This window comes from Micromonospora sp. SD12, assembly GCF_052068495.1.
Lineage (GTDB): Bacteria > Actinomycetota > Actinomycetes > Mycobacteriales > Micromonosporaceae > Micromonospora > Micromonospora echinofusca.
The window spans coordinates 1-3062 of the sequence record NZ_JBQHDF010000040.1; the positions used below are offsets into that span (position 1 = coordinate 1).

Genomic DNA, 3062 nt, shown 5'->3' on the forward strand with positions numbered 1-3062 from the left:
ACCGAGCCCACTCCGTGGCCGGTCGTGGATCGGCCGCGTCGGGCGGCGGTGTCGTCGTTCGGGATCTCCGGGACGAATGCGCATGTGATCATCGAGCAGCCGCCGGCCGAGGTGGTCGAGGGTGAGATCGTCGTCCGTGAGGTGCCGCTGGTGGTGCCGGTGTTGCTGTCGGCCCGCGACGGTGCGGCGTTGTCGGCGCAGGCGGGCCGGTGGGCGCGTTGGCTGAGCGTCGACGAGGCCCCGCGTCCGTTGGATGTCGCCTGGTCCTCGGTGACCACCCGGCCCGCGCTGGAGCAGCGCGCGGTGGTCACCGCCGCCGACCGGGACGACCTGGTCACGGCGTTGAGCGCCCTCGCCGACGGCGACCCCACCGGTACCGTCGTCTCCGGCACCGCCGGCCAGCGCGGCCAGCTCGCCCTGCTCTTCTCGGGTCAGGGTGCGCAGCGCGCGGGCATGGGCCGGGACCTGTCGGCCCAGTTCCCGGTGTTCGCCGCCGCGCTCGACGAGGTGTGCGCGCAGCTCGACGCGTTGCTGCCGCGTCCGCTGCGGGAGGTGCTGTTCGCGTCGGCGGGTTCGGCCGAGGCGGAGTTGCTGGACCAGACCGTCTTCACCCAGGCCGGCCTGTTCGCGGTCGAGGTGGCCCTGTTCCGTCTGGTGGAGTCGTTCGGCGTCGTGCCGGACATGCTGGCCGGCCACTCGATCGGCGAGGTCACGGCCGCGCACGTGGCCGGTGTGTTGTCCCTGGCGGACGCGTGCGCCCTCGTCGCCGCGCGGGGCCGGTTGATGCAGGCGCTGCCCACGGGTGGCGGAATGTTGGCGGTGGCTGCCGACGAGGCGGCGGTGGCGGAGTCTCTCGCCGGGCTCGCCGACCGGCTGGGCATCGCTGCCGTCAACGGTCCGACGGCCGTGGTCGTCTCCGGTGCCGCCGAGGCCCTGGACGAGGTGGAGCGGCTCTGGCGCGACCGGGGCACCCGCACTCGCCGGCTGACCGTCAGCCACGCGTTCCACAGCCCGCTGATGGAGCCGATGCTCGACGAGTTCCGCACCGTCCTGTCCGGACTCACCTTCACCACGCCGCTGCTGCCGATCGTGTCGAACGTGACCGGTGCGCTGGCCGGCGACGAGATCCGCACCCCGGAGTACTGGGTGCGGCACGTCCGCGAGGCCGTGCGCTACGCCGACGGGGTCACGGCGTTGCGGGCCGCCGGTGTCGACACGTTCCTGGAGGTCGGGCCGCAGAGCGTCCTGACGGCGATGGCGGCTGACGTGCTGCCCGACGACGATGCCGTGCTGGCCGTCGCCGTGCAGCGCCGCGACCGGCCGGAGCCGCAGGCGCTGCTGCACGCCCTGGCGGAGCTGCACGTGCACGGGGTTCCCGTGTCCTGGACGCAGTGGTTCGCCGAGACGGGCGCGCGGCGGGTCGACCTGCCCACGTACGCCTTCCAGCACCAGCGCTACTGGCCCGCCGCCAACCGGTCGCGTACGGGCGACGTGTCCGGGGCCGGGCTCGGCCGCACCGGGCACCCGCTGCTCGGCGCGACGGTGGATCTGGCCGGCGACGACGAGATGGTGCTGACGGGCCGGCTGTCCCTGGCCACGCACCCGTGGCTGGCCGACCACACGGTCTCCGGGCTGACGCTGCTGCCGGGTACCGCCCTGGTGGAGCTGGCCGTGCGGGCCGGCGACGAGGTGGGCCTCTCCCGGCTACGGGAGCTGACCATGGCCGCCCCGCTGGTGCTCCCCGAAACCGGGGGCGTGCGGATCCAGGTACGGGTGGACGCAACCGGTGGCTCCGCGTACCGCGCGGTCGCCGTCTACTCCCGCCCCGACGACGACCCCGAGGCGGGCTGGACCCGGCACGCGGAGGGCGTGCTGGAGTCGTCCACGGCCGACGAGCCCGACACGATCACCTGGCCCCCCGCCGGGACGTCCGAGGTGGACCTCGCCGGGTGGTACGCGACGCTGGCGGAGCACGGCCTGACGTACGGGCCGATCTTCCAGGGTCTCCGGCGTGCCTGGACCGGCGGCGACGAGGCGTACGCCGAGGTGGTCCTGCCGGGCGACGCCGCGACGGAGGCCGCCGGGTTCGGCGTGCACCCGGCGCTGCTGGACGCCGCCCTGCACCCGATCGGGCTGCTGCTGGGTGGTGAAAAGTCGGGCGGCCCACGGGTGCCGTTCGCGTTCGAGGGCGTGCAGGTGTACGCCTCGGGCGCGGGCCTGCTGCGGGTGCGCCTGAGCCGCAACGGTTCGGGGCTGCGGCTGGTGGCGTACGACGAGTCGGGTGCGCCGGTGGTGTCGGTGGACTCCCTCGCGCTGCGGGAGCTGACCGGCGTGGCCGCGCCGGGCGTGGCGTCGCGGTCGCTGTTCGAGCTGCGGTGGCCGGCGGTGGAGGCCGCCTCCGCCGGGGAGCTTTCCGGATGGGCGCTGGTGACCGGCGGCCAGGAGCTGCTGGCACCCGTCGGAGTGCCCACGTACCCCGACGTGGCGACGGCCGCGGGGGAGGAGTCCGTCCCCCGGACGCTGCTGCTGCCGGTGTTCCCCACGCCCGGCTCGGCGACGCCGGAGTCGGTCGGGGCGGTGACGTCGGACATGCTGGCGACGGTGCAGTCCTGGCTGGCGGCGGACGCGCTGGCGGAGTCGCGGCTCGTGGTGGTGACCCGGGGCGCGGTCTCGGTCGGTGCCGACGACCGGGTGGCCGACCTGGCGGGTGCGGCGGTGTGGGGTCTGCTGCGCTCGGCGCAGTCGGAGCATCCGGGTCGCATCGTCCTGGCGGATGTCGACGGCGACCTGGATGCCGCGCTGGTGGCCCTGCTGGACGGCGTCCTGCGGGAACCGACCGCGACCGGCGGCCAGTTGGCCGTCCGTGGGGGTGCGGTGTACTCGCCGCGCCTGGTCCGGGCCGGCATCACGGCGGTGGAGGCGCCGGTCGTGGGTGACGGTGCGGTGCTGGTGACCGGTGGTACGGGCGCGCTCGGGGCGTTGGTCGCGGAGCACCTGGTGTCGGTGCACGGCGTGCGCTCTCTGGTGCTGGTGTCGCGGCGTGGCCCGGAGGCCGCGGGTGC

The 3062-nt window shown here is 75.1% G+C and carries 1 protein-coding gene; it reads left to right on the forward strand.

Going from position 1 to position 3062, the window contains the following annotated elements; all coding sequences use genetic code 11:
* A partial coding sequence (locus tag ACTMS2_RS29195; RefSeq protein WP_441178254.1) for an acyltransferase domain-containing protein occupies positions 1-3062 on the forward strand: 3062 nt, incomplete at both ends.